The sequence below is a fragment of the Roseobacter sp. HKCCA0434 genome, assembly GCF_032464675.1.
Lineage (GTDB): Bacteria > Pseudomonadota > Alphaproteobacteria > Rhodobacterales > Rhodobacteraceae > Pontivivens.
On the sequence record NZ_JAWDKL010000013.1, the window covers coordinates 24,424 to 38,509 of the forward strand.

At 65.0% G+C, this 14,086-nt stretch carries 11 protein-coding genes; 4 read left to right on the forward strand and 7 right to left on the reverse strand.

Annotation, left to right across the window (positions count from 1 at the left end; all coding sequences use genetic code 11):
* Positions 1-9: 9 nt before the first annotated feature.
* The 3 genes from RX333_RS09535 to RX333_RS09545 form a co-directional block, all read right to left on the reverse strand.
* Positions 10-918 carry a type IV pili methyl-accepting chemotaxis transducer N-terminal domain-containing protein gene (locus RX333_RS09535; protein ID WP_316014702.1) on the reverse strand — a complete coding sequence of 303 codons (909 nt, stop codon included), beginning with the start codon at positions 916-918 and terminating at the stop codon, positions 10-12.
* Between the two features lie 194 nt (positions 919-1,112).
* Positions 1,113-2,840: a DNA polymerase III subunit gamma/tau gene (locus RX333_RS09540; protein ID WP_316014703.1), complete on the reverse strand. Its 1,728-nt coding sequence runs from the start codon at positions 2,838-2,840 to the stop codon at positions 1,113-1,115.
* 67 nt (positions 2,841-2,907) lie between these two features.
* On the reverse strand, positions 2,908-3,825 hold the full coding sequence (locus RX333_RS09545; RefSeq protein ID WP_316014704.1) for a DMT family transporter: 918 nt from the start codon (positions 3,823-3,825) through the stop codon (positions 2,908-2,910).
* Positions 3,826-4,028: 203 nt separating this feature from the next.
* Here RX333_RS09545 and RX333_RS09550 point away from each other — a divergent pair, with 203 nt between their 5' ends.
* On the forward strand, positions 4,029-4,910 hold the full coding sequence (locus tag RX333_RS09550) for a transferrin-binding protein-like solute binding protein (RefSeq protein WP_316014705.1): 882 nt from the start codon (positions 4,029-4,031) through the stop codon (positions 4,908-4,910).
* Between the two features lie 47 nt (positions 4,911-4,957).
* On the opposite strand, the gene metG is transcribed toward RX333_RS09550, so the two are convergent.
* From metG to RX333_RS09570, 4 genes are all read right to left on the reverse strand, one after another.
* On the reverse strand, positions 4,958-6,622 hold the full coding sequence (gene metG / locus RX333_RS09555) for a methionine--tRNA ligase (protein WP_316014706.1): 1,665 nt from the start codon (positions 6,620-6,622) through the stop codon (positions 4,958-4,960).
* Between the two features lie 99 nt (positions 6,623-6,721).
* Positions 6,722-7,402 carry an HdaA/DnaA family protein gene (locus RX333_RS09560; protein ID WP_316014707.1) on the reverse strand — a complete coding sequence of 227 codons (681 nt, stop codon included), beginning with the start codon at positions 7,400-7,402 and terminating at the stop codon, positions 6,722-6,724.
* A complete protein-coding gene (locus tag RX333_RS09565) occupies positions 7,399-8,472 on the reverse strand; it encodes an AI-2E family transporter (RefSeq protein WP_316014708.1) in 1,074 nt (357 codons plus the stop codon). The genes RX333_RS09560 and RX333_RS09565 overlap by 4 nt, the downstream gene beginning before the upstream one ends.
* A gap of 74 nt (positions 8,473-8,546) precedes the next feature.
* Entirely contained in the window at positions 8,547-9,239 is a 693-nt protein-coding gene (locus RX333_RS09570; RefSeq protein ID WP_316014709.1) for a metal-dependent hydrolase, read from the reverse strand.
* Positions 9,240-9,294: 55 nt separating this feature from the next.
* On the opposite strand from RX333_RS09570, the gene RX333_RS09575 reads away from it, so the two are divergent.
* The 3 genes from RX333_RS09575 to rpoD all read left to right on the forward strand — a co-directional run bounded on the left by RX333_RS09575 (position 9,295) and on the right by rpoD (position 14,016).
* On the forward strand, positions 9,295-9,945 hold the full coding sequence (locus RX333_RS09575) for a ceramidase domain-containing protein (RefSeq protein WP_316014710.1): 651 nt from the start codon (positions 9,295-9,297) through the stop codon (positions 9,943-9,945).
* A gap of 37 nt (positions 9,946-9,982) precedes the next feature.
* The gene (gene dnaG / locus RX333_RS09580) at positions 9,983-11,929 is read left to right on the forward strand and encodes a DNA primase (protein ID WP_316014711.1); all 1,947 of its coding nucleotides are present in this window, start codon (positions 9,983-9,985) and stop codon (positions 11,927-11,929) included.
* 137 nt (positions 11,930-12,066) lie between these two features.
* On the forward strand, positions 12,067-14,016 hold the full coding sequence (rpoD, locus tag RX333_RS09585) for an RNA polymerase sigma factor RpoD (protein ID WP_316014712.1): 1,950 nt from the start codon (positions 12,067-12,069) through the stop codon (positions 14,014-14,016).
* The last annotated feature ends 70 nt before the right edge of the window (positions 14,017-14,086 follow it).

Consider the following 14,086-nt stretch of genomic DNA (forward strand, 5'->3'; position numbering starts at 1 on the left):
TCGCGCCCGTCAGTTCAGAAGGCCGAGCACCACGGCGGGATCCACATCCTCGTACATGCCGACCGCGCGGTTCATCTCGATCAGAACCGGCTCGGAAAGGGCCGACAGCTCCGCCAGATCCGTGTCCGACAGGACCTCGCCCCCGCGCGCCCGCAGCAGGAGATCCTGCATCGGCGTGTAGAGTTCGGCCACCAAGGCGAGTTGATCCGCGATAGCCTCGTTCGGTTCCGGCAAGACGCCCGCATCGGGGAAGCCTTGCTGCAGCGCCGCGAGGGATGCCTCGAAGATCGACATCGTCGTCGCGAGCGACTGCGCCTGAACCTGCGGATCGGAGGCGACACGCATGAGGCAGGCTTCCTTGACCGCTTTCTGGGTCAGCATCCGCTGGCGGCCCGCCACGTCGACGGTGATCGTCAGTGCGAGAGGCAATTGCGGACCGGCCGAGCCGTAGGCACGCGCCGTGGTGTTCACGGCGGCGTTCATGTCCCGCAGCAGTTCCAGCGACATCGCATCGAGATCGAGCAGGGCCATGCTGGGTGCATCGACTTCTTCGATCGAAGCAAGAGCGCGACGATACGCCGCCCATTCGGCGTCGATCTCCCGCAAAGCCCCAAGCACGACGTTATAGCGCTCGGCCGGAAGGCCCAGATCCTCGCTGCCCTCTCTCAGCGCGAGGTCCGAATGACCGAATAGCTCGTATGCCGCATTGCGTTGATCGGCATAGGTGGCGTCACCAAGGACAGCGCCCAAGCACGCCGCCTTCGTCATCCGCTGTGACAACATACGCTGGCGGCCGGCGATGTTGACGCGCAAGGTCGCCACCTCCACCGTCACCGGGTCCGCGGCTGGCGCCTCCCCCTGCGCGGCCGCTGCAGTTGCGAGTGCAATAATAGCGGTGAGGGTCGCGGCCAAACGCATGGAAGTCTCCTGTAGCGAGGATCGAATGGCGATCAAATTGTTGCTGCAAGTGCGATGTTGCACCGCAACAGCGCCATCGCCTAGCTCTAATTCCGCAAGGGGAGACGGTCTTGGACAGATCGACGCCTTCCGAAGCCACGTTCACGCTGCCTCAAGATGGAAAATCGGCCCCGGACGCAGCCAGACGGTGTCGATCAGTCGAACGGGTCCCAATCATTCTCGATCTCGTCCGGGTCGATCGGCACGATATCGGCATTCGCGTCGGTCTCGATCTCGGGCGGGATGACGCGCATCTGCGCACCGGGGAACATCGCGAGGGCCGCGTCGACGAGCGGATGACGGCGCGCCTGGGCCTCCATGTCGTTGGCCTGCTCCTGCCGCACCTCGTCGAGCGTTCGTGCGCCGCCTTCGGACACGATCGTCACCGCCCAGCGGCTGCCGGTCCAACTCGACAGGCGCTGCGCGAGCGTCGCGGCGAGCTTCGGGGGCGCGTCGGAGGTCGGCTCGAATTCGATACGACCGGGGGTGTAGCGCGCCAGCTTTACGTGTCGTTCGACATCGACGAGCAGTTGCATGTCGCGCCGCTTTCGGATCAGGGCGACCACATCGTCGAACGCGGCATAGCGGCCGAGCGGATCCTCGGCAGGCGCTTCGACCGGAACAGGGCGGGCGACCGCCTCGGCTCCGCCGGCCAGGCGCATGCGAGCCGTCGCACCGCCCGATCCGGCTTGCTGGGGTGCACCCGATCCCTGCGCCGAAAGGCCTTTCTGATCCTGCAGCTTGCGGACGAGTTCCTCGGGACTAGGCAGATCGGCCACGTGGGTCAGCCGGATGATCGCCATTTCGGCGGCCATCATGGCATTCGGTGCGGCGGCCACCTCCTCCAGCGCCTTGATCAGCATCTGCCAGGCGCGTGACAGGGCCCGCATCGGCAGCGCCTCCGCCATCTCCAGCCCGCGCGCACGCTCGTCGGGGGAGACCGTGGGATCCTCCGCCGCCTCCGCGCTGATCTTCACGACGCTGATCCAGTGCGTGACCTCGGCCAGGTCGCGGATGACCGCGAGCGGATCGACCCCGGCAGCATACTGAGAGGACAGTTCGGACAACGCGCCCGCCGCGTCGCCACGCATTATGCGCTCGAACAGATCGAGCACGCGCCCACGATCGGCAAGGCCGAGCATGGCACGCACTTGATCGGCTGTGGTCTCCCCCGCCCCGTGGGCGATCGCCTGGTCCAGAAGGGACAGCGCGTCACGCATCGAACCTTCGGCTGCGCGGGTGATGAGGGCGAGCGCATCCTGCGCGACCTCGGCCCCTTCCTTCGCCGCGATCTCGCCCAGGTAGCGGATGGTTTCCTCCGGCTCCATCCGGCGCAGGTCGAAGCGCTGGCAGCGGCTGAGCACCGTGACCGGAACCTTGCGGATCTCCGTCGTGGCGAAGATGAATTTCACATGCTCGGGCGGCTCCTCCAGCGTCTTCAGGAGCGCGTTGAAGGCCGAGGTGCTGAGCATGTGCACCTCGTCGATGATGTAGACCTTGTAGCGGGCCGAGGCTGCGCGGTAGCGGACGGAGTCGATGATTTCGCGGATGTCGCCCACCCCGGTGCGGGAAGCGGCGTCCATCTCCATCACGTCGACATAGCGCCCTTCGGAGATCGCCACGCACGGCTCGCACACGCCGCAGGGTTGGGTGGTCGGGCCACCCTGCCCGTCTGGTCCGATGCAGTTGAGGCCCTTCGCGATGATGCGCGCCGTCGTGGTCTTTCCGGTCCCGCGGATGCCGGTCATCAGGAAGGCATGGGCGATCCGGTCGGCCTCGAACGCATTACGCAGCGTGCGGACCATCGCGTCCTGCCCGATGAGGTCGGCGAAGGTCTCCGGGCGGTACTTGCGCGCCAGCACCTGATACGTGGATTCGCTCATCTCTCGCCCCCGGATGGTTCGGCGCGCAGGGTATGCGGCGGCGCCGCGCGGCGCAACGGCGGGTGGGTCAGCGCTTCGACGCGCCTCGGATACGGGCCCGGTGCGCGATATAGAGGGTCGAGCCGACGATGAGGACGGTTCCCGCCAGGGTCGGGCCGTCGATGACCTCGCCGAACAGGGCGTAGCCCGCAACACCGATGACGACGATCCGCAGGTAGGTGATCGGCGCCAACAGCGCGGCATCCGCATAGCGGTAGGCCTGTATGTCACCGACGTTGCGCATCGCGCCCGTCGTGACGAGCACTGCGACCGCGACCCACATCCCGACGCTCGCGGGCATTTCCCAGACCGGTGCCGCGATCGGCAGGGTGACGAGGGCCGTGACGAAGACGGAGGACACGAACGCGCTGAGCGGGCCGTCCGCCTGGGCGAGACCCCGGCTCATGCTGAGGGCGGCGGCGAAGAGCACGGAGGACCCCAGCGCCGCCAGCATGGCGGGATCGAGCGTGCCGAACCCCGGCCGCAAGATGATCGCGGCCCCGACGAATCCGGCCCCGACCGCCGACCAGCGCCGGGGGCCGACCTTCTCCCCCAACAAGACCGCCGCGATGATGACCGCGAAGATCGGCGCGGTGAAGAACAGCACCGTCGCCGTGGCGAGCGGCACATGCGCCAGGGTGTAGAACCCCAGATGCGTAGAGAAGGCGATCAGCAGGCCGCGGATGATGTGCTGACCCGGTCGCGAGAACCGCATCTGCCGCCAGAACAGCGGCACGATCAGCAACGGGAGCACGATCATGCAACTCACGCCGGCACGCAGCATCAGGATCATCCGGCTGTCGAGCCCATCGGCCAGCCAGCGCACCGAAACCGACATGGCCGAGGCCGCCAGCACGGAAAACAACATCCACGCGACACCGCGCAGGTTGTCGGAGACGGCCTGCGTCGTCGGCGTGGGGTTCAGGGACGGAGGCGCGACGGGCATGAGGAGATTTCTCGACGTGTCTGGTGATCCGCAATCGGTAGACGGGTGTTGCCGAGCGGTCCAGCGGGAAGCCGTCGGAGGGACTGCGAAAAGATTCGGAACTTGGTCGGCGATTGTGCGGATTATCACATAAGAGGCGATGCGCGTATGCGAATATCCATTTTGGGGCATGCACTTAATCCAGATAACGAAAGCCAGAAAATATGAACGTACGGATCATGGTCGGCGCCACCGCCATCATGTCATCACTCGTGGGCTGCGGTGGAGGTGGCTCCAGCTTCTCTTCCGCGCAGGCGCAGTTTGCCACATCAGCATCGCCGACGATCGACACAGCGCCGATCGGCACGCGCTTTGGCCTGTCGCAACGCAGTGCACGGCTCAGAAATGGTACTTTCAGCATCGATGGTGGCGACGGATCGCCCGTCAATATCGAAGTGCTCTCCCCTACGAGGCTGCAAGTCGAGTCCCGCGAATTCGGAACTGCCGAGCTGGTCAATCGCGGCAGTTCGATGGGCATCTCGGCCTACGCCACCGATAATAGCAGCGAACCCTTCGTGGTGGGTTTGTCGGTCATCGACGACTACTCCATCGCCGGCATCGCTGCGTTGGCATCCGATGAGCTCAGCGATGACGGCGTGGCCACGGTCTTCCATACCGGCTTTCAGACCCCCGCAAGTGCCGTCCCGACATCGAGCAGCAGTGTCGTCTTCTACGACGGGCAGTTCCTTGGCTTGCGTGCGGACGTATCTGCGGCTGAACTTTTCGAAATATCGGGATTGGTCGAAATGGACGTCGACTTCAATACCTCGTCCATGACGGGCGCCGTGTTTGCTGGGACGGAAACGTCGACCACGAGAGCGGACTTCAACACCATTCTGTTGAGCGGCAACATAGTCGGGTCCGCGGTGAATGGTACCGCCGAAATCGGGCTAGGCTTCGGCAACCCAAGCGACTTTACCGTCGGTCGGACAGGACCGCTGGAAATGCAATTCTATGGACCATCGGCGAATGAGCTGGCCGGCGTTTTGGAGATCGTGGACTCCAACGGAGATGTCCTGCTCGGCTCGATGAGCGGAGCACCCTGAACTAACGACGGGGGACGCTCAGCCGAGGCCGAGCGTCCCCAACGACATCACCGCCCTTTGAACCGTTCCTGCCAGTCCTCGCGCTGCTCGTCGGTGATCTTGGCGAACAGGTTGTCGGGCACAGTGAAGGCATGGCCCGGTTCGAGTGTATCGAGCGCCGCGCCCATGTCGGACGGCCAATCGAGATCCGTGGCGAGGGCGGCGCGCAGGGTTTCGGCAGCGGCCGGGATGAAGGGGCGTGACAGAACCGCATAGAGGCGCGCGAGGTTCAACGCGAAGCGGACGATCCCCGCGGCCCGTGCGGGATCCGTCTTGAACACGGCCCAGGGTGCGGTCTCCTGCAGGTACTCGTTGCCGGCCACCCAGATCGCGCGCAGTTCCGCCGTGGCCTTACGGAACTCCATCGCCTCCATATGCCCTTCGTAGAGGCGGACGCGACGGGCGAGTTCCTCGGTCAGGGCCTGCTCTTCCTCGCCATAGGCACCATCGGGCACTTCCTCGCCGAACTTCGAGCGGCAGAACTTGGTGACGCGGCTGACGAAGTTGCCGAGCACGTCCGCGAGATCCTTGTTCACGCCCTGCTGGAAGGCCTCCCAAGTGAACTGGCTGTCCGACGTCTCGGGCACGTTCGACATCAGCCACCACCGCCAGTAGTCCGACGGCAGCACGCTGAGCGCCTGATCCATGAACACGCCGCGCCCGCGCGAGGTGGAGAACTGGCCCCCCTCGTAATTCAGGTAGTTGAACGACTTGATGTAGTCTACGAGCTTCCACGGCTGGCCGGAACCGAGGATCGTGGCGGGGAAGCTCAGCGTGTGGAAGGGGACGTTGTCCTTACCCATGAACTGAACGTAAGTCACGTCCTCGGCCCCCTTGTCGGTGCGCCACCAGCGTTCCCAATCTTCGAATTTCTCAGCGGTAGAGGCGATATACGCGATGGGCGCGTCGAACCAGACATAGAAGACCTTGCCCTCCAGCCCCGGCACCGGCACGCCCCAGTCGAGATCGCGGGTGATGCCGCGATCCTGCAGCCCGTCGCCGTCGTTGAGCCATTTCTTCGCGATTGAGGTAGTCAGGACCGGCCAGTCATGCTTGCTTTCGATCCAGTCCGCGAGTTCGCCTTTCAGCTGGCTTTGCCGCAAGTGAAGGTGCACCGTTTCACGGACCTCCAGATCCGTGGCGCCGGAAATCGTGGACCGTGGCTCGATCAGGTCGGTGGGGTCGAGCTGCTTGGTGCAGTTGTCGCACTGGTCGCCGCGCGCGCTGTCGAAGCCGCAGTTCGGACAGGTCCCCTCGATATAGCGGTCGGGCAGGAAGCGGCCGTCGGTGACCGAGTAGACCTGCTCCTCGGTGACCTTCGCAATCAGCCCGTTCGCGTCGAGCGCCGCCGCGAAGGCTTGCGTCAACTCGTGGTTCTGAGGGCTGGAAGACCGGCCGAAATGGTCGAAGGCCATGTCGAAGCCGCGGGCGAGATCGGCCTGCACCTCGTGCATCTCGGCACAGTACTCCGCCACCGGCTTGCCGGCCTTTTGCGCAGCAAGTTCCGCGGGGGAGCCATGCTCGTCCGTCGCGCAGATATGCATGACTTCGTGACCGCGCCCGCGCAGGTAGCGTGCATAGACATCCGAGGGCAGCTGGGAGCCGACGAGGTTGCCGAGGTGCTTGATGCCGTTGATGTAGGGGATCGCGGAGGTGACGAGATAGCGGGCCATCGGAAATCCTCTTCGGGGTGTCGGGCGTCTCCTACCCCATGCGGGCGGTCTTGCCCAGAGGCGGGCCGATGTCCGGGATACACTCCGACCCCGATCGGCTCAAAGGCCGAGCACCTCGCGTGCGAAACCCGTATTGACGCGCCGGTGGGCCGCCAACGCGGCGCGGTCGAGCGCCTCGACCGCACGTGCGACAGTGTCGAGCGAGCGTTCCAGCCGATGCGCGAGGAAGTTCGGCACGTTGGGCGCGAGCGCGAGTTGGCGGTCGGCCGCGATCTTGACGATCACGGCCTGGATTAGCGCGTCGTCGGGAGAGCCCATCGGAGCATGACCGGCGGCGAGGACGCGCGAGGTGAGGTCGGCAGTCGCGAAGATCCAGGACGAGGGCGCGCCGCGTCCGGTCAGCAGCAGATGCCCGCCATCCGCGGCAAGCAGGTTGTGCAGGTGGAACAGCGCCGCCTCCACCGGCTGCGGATCGGGCAGTTCCGCGACCGCATCGAGACCTTCCACCGCGACGGCATGGTGGCGGGCGAGTTTCGGTACGGTGGCATCGGTCAAAGCGTCGATCGACACGATCCGCGCGCCCGATAGCTCGGCCCAGACATGAGCGAGATGCGTCTTGCCAGAGCCGGGAGGGCCGGAGAGGGCCAGCTTGCGTCCCGGCCAGGATTGCCAGTCCTCGACCATCGCGAGGGCGGTCGCGTTGCTCTCCGACACGAAGAACGCATCGCGGTCGAGCGCCGTGCGGCTCGGCAGGTCGAGGGGGAGTTGCCGGGCGGTCACGGCTCGCGGATCTCCGGCTCTTTCGACCCGCGGTAGAGACGGCCCTGCATGTACTTTTCCAACCCGAACCGGGCCAGCACGCCGATCACCGCGGCGACGGGCACGGCGATCAGGAGCCCGGTGAAGCCCATCAGCGCACCGAAGGCGGCGAGCGCGAACATCAGCCAGACCGGATGCAGGCCGACCGAGCCTCCCACGAGCTTCGGCGTCAGGACATTGCCCTCGACGGTCTGGCCACCGACGAAGACCGCCGCGACAGCGAGGATCCACAGCGGCTGGTCCCAGAACTGGAACAGCGCGACCCCGATCGAGAGCGCCCCCCCCACGATAGAGCCGATGAACGGGATGAAGGAGATCAGCCCTGCGAAGAGCCCGATGATCAGCCCGAATTGCAGGCCGATCAGCGTCAACGCGATGGCGTAGAACGTGCCGAGGATCAGGCAGACCGTCAGTTGCCCGCGCACGAATCCCGCGAGCACGTCGTCGACGCGCCTGGCGAGCGCGCGGATCGTGTCCTGATGCTCCCGCGGAAGCCAGCCGTCGATGCGGGCGATCATGTGGTCCCAATCCATCAGCATGTAGAAGGCGACAACGGGCGCGACCACCAGCAGCAGGAAGAAGTCGAATACTGCGAGGCCGGAGGCCAGAATCCTGTTGGCGATGTCGGGGATCCGGGCGCGGACCGTCTCAGACGTGCTGTCGATGGCGTCGCGCAGCATCGAGCCCTCCTCCAGCAGATCCGGGAACCGCTCGGATAGGGCCACGCGCAAGGTCTCGGCATATTCGGGCGCCGCCTCTATCAGCGCTTCGGTCTGGTCGATGACGACCGGGATCAACAGGACGAGGATCAGCACCGTGGTCATCAGAACGCCGGCGGTGATGACCACCGTCGCCCAGAGGCGCGACAGCCCTGCCCGCTCAAGCCGATCCGCCACGGGATCAAGGAAATACGCGATAGTCATGCCGACCAGGAAAGGCAGCAGCGTGTCGCCCAGCAGCCATAGCAGCAAAACGAAGATCGCCGCCGCGATCCCCCAGTAACGTAGCTGTTCGCCGCGGCTGAGCGCCATGTGCGGTTCCTTTCAGGTTGAAAGGCAGGTTTACCGCCACCGTCCTGCGGTGGAAAGGCGTGAGTTGGATCGCGCTACAACTCGATCGGCGTCATCACCTCCGCCTCGATGACGTTCACGCCCGGCAGACCCTTCTTCATCTCGTCGGCCGATTGCTCGAGCAGACCGAAGGTCTGGTAGTGGCACGGGATGACCGTGTCGAAGTTGAAGAACATCTTCGCGGCGAAGGTCGCGCGCGTCATGTCCATCGTGAAATGGCCGCCCGCGCACAGGATGCCGATCTGCGGCTGGTGCAGCGCTTCGAACACCTCCATGTCGGCCATCACGTCGGTGTCGCCGGAGAAGTAGATCGTCTTGCCCTCGCCAGCGATCATGAAGCCCGCGCAATCGCCCGCGTAGCGCGGGCCGTCATCGGTCGAGATGCTCGACGAATGGGTCGCATTCACCATCGTGACTTTTACGCCACCCAGTTCGATCGTGCCCCCTTTGTTGAAGCCGATCGTGTCGATGCCGTGGGTCGCCTCCCACCAATTCATCAGGTCGAAGATGCCGGCGACGGGAATGCCGAGTTCCTTGGCGATGCTCACCACGTCGGATGCGTGGTCGCCGTGCCCGTGGCTGAGCAGGATGGCGGTCGCGCCTTGGATCGCCCGCTCCCGTTCGGCCTCGGCGAAGGACGGGTTGTCCTCAAGCCAGGGGTCGACCAGCAGGACCTGGTCGGCGATCTCGATGCGGAAGGCGGAGTGTCCCAGCCAGGTGATTTTCATTGCGTCCTCTCCTCGTGTCCTCATGCTGCGGGTTTGGCAGCGTCGGGAGGAACAGATGGAGTGGACCGCGCAGGTCGACAACTATTGTGAGCGGACGGACCTGTCCTACTGGTCCGAGCCGGTGAATGCGCTGACGAATGCCGCCTTCCTGATCGCGGCGATGGTGGCGTGGTTCGTGCTGCGCGACAGACGCGATCCCGGTACACTCCTGCTGCTGGTCATCCTGACCGCCATCGGCATCGGATCCTTCCTGTTCCATACGCATGCGACACGCTGGGCGGGCGTGGCGGACGTGCTGCCGATCATGTTCTATATTCTCGTCTACCTCTATCTCGCGACGGTGCGGATGGTTGGGCTGCCATGGTGGGCCGGCGCCTTCGCCGTCATCCTGTTCTTTCCGTTCACGGCGATCGTCTCTGGTATCGTCAGCGTTCTGACCGGCGGGCTGAACGGGTCCGAGGGCTATGTTCCGACTCTGCTGTTGATCGCGGGCTATGGCCTATGGCTGCGCGGACGGGCGCCCTCGACCGGGCGGGGCCTCCTGATCGGTGCGGGGATACTTACGCTCTCACTGACCGCCCGCTCGGTGGATGCGGCGGTCTGCGAGGCCATCCCTCTCGGAACACATTGGCTGTGGCACTGTCTGAACGGGGTGATGCTGGGCTGGATGATCGTGGTGATGGACCGGCATCGCGCGGTCAGGTGACCTTGCCCTCGGCTCGCCGAAAGCGGATATTGCCCGGATGAGTCTGCCACCCTCATTCTTCGACGAATTGCGTGCCCGCACCTCGCTGTCGCAGGTCGTTGGGCGCAAGGTGACGTGGGACAATCGCAAATCGAACGCCGCCAAGGGCGACATGTGGGCGCCCTGCCCGTTCCACCAGGAAAAGACCGCGTCGTTCCATGTCGATGACCGGAAGGGCTTCTACTACTGCTTCGGCTGCCACGCGAAGGGCGACGCCATCGGTTTCGTGAAGGAGACCGAAAATGTCGGCTTCATGGAGGCGGTCGAGATCCTCGCTCGCGAGGCCGGGATGCAGATGCCCGCGCGCGATCCTGCGGCCGCGAAGAAGGCGGAGGAGCGGGCGAGCCTGGCCGATATCGTGGAGATCGCCGTCAAGTTCTACCGCGCACAGCTATCGGGCGGCCGTGCGGCGGAAGCGCGTGCCTATCTAGACCGCCGCGGGCTGAGCGCCGCGACGCTGGACCGCTTCGAGATCGGTTTCGCCCCGTCCGAGCGGACCGTCCTGTTCGATCATCTGCGCGGCAAGGGCATCTCCGCGGAAGATATCGTGGCGAGCGGCATGGCCGCGAAGTCGGATCGGGGCGAGGTTTACGACCGTTTCCGAGGCCGGATCGTCTTTCCCATCCGCGACCAGCGCGGGAGGGCGATCAGCCTGGGCGGGCGGGCGATGGATCCGAACGCACGGGCCAAGTACCTGAACGGGCCGGAAACACCCCTCTTCGACAAGGGGCGCGCGCTTTACAATCATGGCCCCGCGCGGGAGGCGGCGGGTAAGGTGCAGGCGTTGATCGTCGCCGAAGGCTACATGGACGTCATCGCGCTGGCGCAGGCGGGTCTGGGCCACGCGGTCGCCCCGCTGGGAACCGCGATCACCGAAGGACAGCTGCAATTGATGTGGCGTATCGCCGATGAGCCGGTCATCGCGCTCGACGGCGATGCGGCGGGTATTCGTGCGGCCCGGCGGTTGATCGACGTCGCGCTGCCGCTTTTGGTGCCGGGCAAGTCGCTGCGCTTTTGCATGATGCCGGAAGGACAGGACCCGGACGATCTGATCCGCGCGGGCGGGACGGCGGCGATGGAAGCGCAACTCGCCAAAGCGCGCCCGATGGTCGATCTGCTGTGGGAGAGGGAGACGGAAGGCAAGCAGTTCGACAGCCCCGAGCGGCGCGCAGCTCTGGATGCGGAACTGCGCAGGCTGCTCGGCACCATTCAGGACCCGTCGATCCGCAGCCACTACACCTCGGCTCTCCGGGAAAAGCGCCAGGATCTGTTCGGCGGCAATCGCGCCCGGCAGGGGTTTGCACCGCGTGGCGGCTGGCGCGCGAAAGGGGCGGCCGAACCAGCCAGTGCGGGGGCACGGGCGTCGTTCCTAGCCAAGGCGGGTGCGACAATGCAGGACGAGGCGCGTCTGCGAGAGAGCGCAATCCTTGCAGGGTGTCTCAACCACCCCGAAATTGCGCTGAGGCTCGAGGCCGCCCTGGAAGCACTCCCGTTGACATGTGCCGACCTCGCCGACATCCGGGACAAGCTCTTGCATCAGATCGGCTCGCCCCTACATGACCAGCCCGGCGACGCGGTGACGGCGATGATCGCGGAGCTAGGCTTCGACCCGCGGGATCGCTTGGGCGCGCTCGGGCCAGTTCGGGTGGTACCGCATCTTCAGCCCACTGCCGATCGCGCGCTCGCGGAGGCTGCAATCCGGGAGGAGATGGCGAAACAGGTAGCCGTCATGGGCATCTGGGAGGAGGTCCGCGATGCCGAGCAGGATCTCGGCGGGGTCGCCGATGAAGGCGTCACATGGCGCCTCAAGCAAGCGAGCATAGCCCGCGACAGGGCCTTGCGAGGTATTTCGGGCGAGGAAAGCACGTCACAGGGTGGCGAACAGGAATTGTCGGACCATCTTTCGCGTTTAATCGCTGAAGAGGTCTGGATAAAGAAACGGTAGAGCCGCGCGCCCGAATCGGTTTCGTTACGAAATTGTGACGGCAGCGCTGGGCAAGGGATATGGTCGGATGATCGCAATCATCGGACCACGCGGAGGGGCGGAAGACCTCTTTGCGGACAGTTGGACGGAGTGACGGAATGGCGGCGAACGACGTCGAGCAGCGCAAGGACGACGATCAGGACACCGGCGCGGGCAACATGCTCGACATGAGCCAGGCGGCCGTGAAGAAGATGATCGCGACCGCGAAATCGCGCGGCTACATCACCTATGACGAACTCAACACCGTCATGCCCCCCGATCAGGTCTCGTCCGAGCAGATCGAGGACGTGATGGCCATGCTTTCGGAGATGGGCATCAACGTCATCGAGCCCGAGGAGGCCGAGGACGAGGACGGCAAGAAGCCCGAGGAAGTCGAGACCTCGTCGAGCCGCGAGGTCGCCACCACCACCGCCAGCAACGAGACACTGGATCGCACCGACGATCCGGTGCGCATGTACCTGCGCGAGATGGGCTCGGTCGAACTTCTCAGCCGCGAGGGCGAAATCGCCATCGCCAAGCGGATCGAGGCTGGGCGCAACACCATGATTCTGGGGCTGTGCGAAAGCCCCCTGACCTTCCAGGCCATCACGATCTGGCGTGAAGAGCTGATGGAAGAGGACATCATGCTGCGCGACGTGATCGACCTCGAGACCACCTTCGGCGCCTCGATGGAGGATGACGAGGAGGAGGAGGTCGAGGCCGCGGGCGACGAGGCGGCCAAGACCCCCGAGGCCGAGGCCGGCGAGCAGGACGAGGACGAGGAGGACGAGCAGGCCAACCTGTCGCTCGCCGCGATGGAAGCGCAGCTCAAGCCGCAGGTGCTGGAGACGCTCGATCGGATCGCCGAGGATTACGCGCGACTGGCCGAGATGCAGGACGATCGCATGTCCGCCGCGATCAACGAGAGCGCGTCGTTCTCCTCGACGCAGGAACGCGACTACCAGCGCCTGCGCTCGGAAATCGTGGAGCTGGTCAATTCGCTTCACCTGCACAACAACCGCATCGAGGCGCTGGTCGACCAGATTTACGGCATCAACCGCAAGATCATGGCGCTCGACAGCGACATGGTGAAGCTCGCCGATCTCAGCCGGATCAACCGCAAGGATTTCATCGAGGAATATCGCGGCGCGGAGCTGGAGCCCGGATGGCTCGACCGCGTCGGCGAAAAGGACGCGCGCGGCTGGTCCACGCTGGCGGGCACTCATCGCGCGAAGGTCGAAGCGATCCGCGCCGAGATGGGCGAAGTCGGCACCTATATCGGCGTCGACATTCCCGAATTCCGCCGGATCGTCCAGCAGGTCCAGAAGGGCGAGAAGGAAGCCCGGCAGGCCAAGAAGGAAATGGTCGAGGCGAACCTGCGCCTCGTCATCTCCATCGCCAAGAAATACACGAACCGTGGTCTGCAGTTCCTCGACCTGATTCAAGAGGGCAACATCGGCCTGATGAAGGCTGTGGACAAGTTCGAGTATCGCCGCGGCTACAAGTTCTCGACCTATGCAACCTGGTGGATCCGGCAGGCGATCACGCGCTCGATCGCCGATCAGGCCCGCACGATCCGCATCCCGGTCCACATGATCGAGACGATCAACAAGCTGGTGCGGACCGGGCGCCAGATGCTGCACGAGATCGGCCGCGAGCCGACGCCGGAGGAACTGGCGGAAAAGCTGCAGATGCCGCTCGACAAGGTGCGCAAGGTCCAGAAGATCGCCAAGGAGCCGATCAGCCTCGAAACCCCGATCGGGGACGAGGAGGACAGCCAGCTCGGCGATTTCATCGAGGACAAGAACGCCATGCTGCCGCTGGATGCGGCAATCCAAGGCAATCTGAAGGAGACGACGACCCGCGTTCTGGCGAGCCTCACCCCTCGCGAGGAACGCGTCTTGCGGATGCGGTTCGGGATCGGGATGAACACCGACCACACGCTCGAGGAAGTCGGACAGCAGTTCAGTGTCACGCGCGAGCGGATCCGTCAGATCGAGGCGAAGGCGCTGCGCAAGCTCAAGCATCCGTCGCGCAGCCGCAAGCTGCGGTCGTTCCTCGATCAATAGAACGCGCGTGAGGTCCCTCGTCACCCTCAGCGCACGTCGTGGAGCCGTCTCGGCAGCGCGGACATGATCC

Coding starts and splice junctions, on each gene's coding strand:
- RX333_RS09545 (WP_316014704.1), bottom strand. CDS start 3,825: ATGCCCGTCGCGCCTCCGTCCCTGAACCCCACGCCGACGACGCAGGCC.
- metG (WP_316014706.1), bottom strand. CDS start 6,622: ATGGCCCGCTATCTCGTCACCTCCGCGATCCCCTACATCAACGGCATC.
- rpoD (WP_316014712.1), top strand. CDS start 12,067: ATGGCGGCGAACGACGTCGAGCAGCGCAAGGACGACGATCAGGACACC.
- RX333_RS09550 (WP_316014705.1), top strand. CDS start 4,029: ATGAACGTACGGATCATGGTCGGCGCCACCGCCATCATGTCATCACTC.
- RX333_RS09575 (WP_316014710.1), top strand. CDS start 9,295: ATGGAGTGGACCGCGCAGGTCGACAACTATTGTGAGCGGACGGACCTG.
- RX333_RS09565 (WP_316014708.1), bottom strand. CDS start 8,472: ATGGCGCTCAGCCGCGGCGAACAGCTACGTTACTGGGGGATCGCGGCG.
- RX333_RS09570 (WP_316014709.1), bottom strand. CDS start 9,239: ATGAAAATCACCTGGCTGGGACACTCCGCCTTCCGCATCGAGATCGCC.
- RX333_RS09535 (WP_316014702.1), bottom strand. CDS start 918: ATGCGTTTGGCCGCGACCCTCACCGCTATTATTGCACTCGCAACTGCA.
- dnaG (WP_316014711.1), top strand. CDS start 9,983: ATGAGTCTGCCACCCTCATTCTTCGACGAATTGCGTGCCCGCACCTCG.
- RX333_RS09540 (WP_316014703.1), bottom strand. CDS start 2,840: ATGAGCGAATCCACGTATCAGGTGCTGGCGCGCAAGTACCGCCCGGAG.